General features: G+C 69.2%; 2 protein-coding genes. One reads left to right on the top strand and one right to left on the bottom strand.

The window, feature by feature from the left end; translation table 11 throughout:
- Window positions 1-210 precede the first annotated feature (210 nt).
- A complete protein-coding gene (thyX, locus tag D472_RS0113030) occupies window positions 211-1,008 on the top strand; it encodes an FAD-dependent thymidylate synthase (protein ID WP_017604924.1) in 798 nt (265 codons plus the stop codon).
- 59 nt (window positions 1,009-1,067) lie between these two features.
- Here the strand turns inward: thyX and D472_RS0113025 are convergent.
- On the bottom strand, window positions 1,068-2,415 hold a 1,348-nt coding region (locus tag D472_RS0113025), incomplete at its 5' end, for a tetratricopeptide repeat protein (protein ID WP_017604923.1).

Below are 2,415 nucleotides of genomic sequence, written 5' to 3'. Positions count from 1 at the left end.
GGGCGTTCGATCGAAGGAATCCGATCGAACGCCCGGCCCCTTCTTTCGTACGGGGGTACGGGATCGCGGCCCGCACGTCCCCGTCCGCCGGCGTGTAGGCTCGGGGAAGGTCAATCGGCCCAACCCCACACACGCCCCGTGACCCGCGGGACCCCCAGGTCACGGCGCTGCGGCGTGCCATGGGCCGGGGAGTCGCGAGAAGAGGGTGCTGTGAAGAAGGTCGAACCCCAGGTCCGCCTGGTCGCACGTCCACAGGTGGACTACGACGCCATCACCGACTACCTCGAGGAGGTCGGGGGGCAGGCGTGGATCGAGCGGTTCGACCGGGGGGAGCTCGACGCCCACCTCAATGATCCGCAGAACCTCGCCGAGTTCGCCGGACGGCTGTGCTACCGCTCCTGGGAACCGGGCCTGAACCCCAACGTCACCCGGGTGCGAAAGGACCAGGACCAGTACCTGGGAAACCTCCTGGCCAGCATGCACGGCTCGGTGTTGGAGCACATCAGCTTCAGCTTCGTGCTGCACAACGTGAGCCGTGTCCTGACTCATGAACTGATTCGGCATCGTCCCGGGGTGGCCGTCTCCCAGGAGTCGCTGCGCTTCGTGCGCCTGACCGATCTGCCGTTCTGGTTCCCCGACTGGGCCGAAGAGGACCCGGAGCTGATGGAGCGCGCCACGGAGATGCTCCAGAAGATGGAGGAGTTCCAGTACTGGATGGCCGAGCACTTCGGGCTGGACGACGAGGGCGTCAAGTTCGCGGAGAAGAAGCACAAGACCTCCTTCATGCGGCGCTTCGCCCCCGAGGGCGTGGCGACCGGGCTGGTGTGGACGGCCAACGTGCGCACCCTGCGCCACGCCTTGGAGGCCCGCACCGCACCCGGCGCGGAGGAGGAGATCCGCCTGCTGTTCGACCTCATCGGACAGACGTTGAAGGAGGAGGCGCCCGCCCTGTTCGGCGACTACGTGGTCGAGGACGGTGCGTGGGTGCCCAAGTGGCGCAAGGTCTGACCCCCGCCTGAAAGCGCGTCGACGAGCCCGCCCCGGACTTCCCAGGCGGGCTCGCCACTTCAGGAACCCAGAGTGCTCAGGCGTTCCTCGACCCGGGCGACGCGTGGGTCGCCGTGGTCCCGAAGACGGTCCAGCGCGGCGTTCCACGCCTGCCGGGCCTTTGCCACATCGCCCAGGGCCGCGTGTGCTTCACCCAGACCGAGCAGGGCCACCGAATGGCTGTCGGTGTCCTGGTGTTCGGTGAACGTTTCGATGGCGCTCCGGTACACGGGTACCGCTTCGGCGGCCCTGTTCATTCCGGTCAGGACGCGCCCCAGGGTGCAGCCGGCCCACGCCACGCTCCACTTCGCGCCGATGTCGGTGAAGACGTCGATGGCGGCCCGGCAGTGGTCGAGGGCCTTCTCCCATCGACCCAGGTCCGCGTGGAAGTCGGCCAGACTGAGCGAACCCATGGCCTCACCCCGCCGTTCGCCCGAACCCTGGAAGAGCGCGATGGCCCGCTCGACGTGCTCGATGGTGGTGTCGTCACGTTCACCGCGTTGCCAGAGCACCACGCCCAGCTGGCGGGAGGCGAACCCCTCCACCCAGGGGTCGGTGATGTCGCCGAGGACGGTCAACGCGGATTCGTAGTGTCGCACCGCCGCGTCCAGGTCGCCCAGGAGCCATTGGGCGTCGCCCATGCCCAGGTGGTTGCGGGCCAGGCCCCAGGGGTTCGCGGCGTTCTCGGCGGCACGCAGGCCCAGGGAGTGCAGGTCGCGCCACTGGTGCCAGTGGCGGTGCAGCTCGAAGAGGGGGTAGACGGTCGCCGGCAGGCGCCAGGCGGTGTCGTGGTGGCCGTGGTCCAGGGCCGCCGCCGTCACGGCGAGCAGGTTGGCGCGTTCGGCCTCGAACCAGGTCAGGGCCTCTTCCAGGGAGGCGAATTCTGGTAGTCCTTCGGGTGGTTCGGTTCCGGGGACGACGGGGAAGTGTGGGTGTTCGGTCAGTTGGGCTCGGGCTGCGGCGTGGGTGTACCAGCGTGCGGCCCGGCCGACGGCTTTGGCCGTGGCCTCCTGCCCGTCCTGGAGCCGAACACGCTCCACCGCGTACAGCCGGACCAGGTCGTGCAGGCGGTATCGGGTGGTTCGCGGGCGCTCCACGAGGTTGGCCCGGACCAGGCGGTCGAGCATCCGGCCGGCCTCGGCGGGGGTGGTGTCGGTGAGCGCCGCCGCCGCGAGCACGGAGAAGTCCGGCCCCGGGTGAGCTCCCAGGAGACGGAAGAAGCGGGCGGTGGCGGTGTCCAGGGCTTGGTAGGAGGTGGCCATCACGGCACGCAGGTCACTCAACTCGTCCTCCTCCGAGAGAGCATCGAGGCGGGACTCCTCAGCGGCCAGTTCGTTGACCAGGTCGCTCAGTTCGGCATCCGGTCGG

The sequence above is a fragment of the Nocardiopsis alkaliphila YIM 80379 genome, assembly GCF_000341005.1.
Taxonomy (GTDB): Bacteria; Actinomycetota; Actinomycetes; order Streptosporangiales; family Streptosporangiaceae; genus Nocardiopsis; species Nocardiopsis alkaliphila.
The sequence above is the reverse complement of the archived record's forward strand: the minus strand, read 5'-3'. Positions and strand labels throughout refer to the sequence as shown.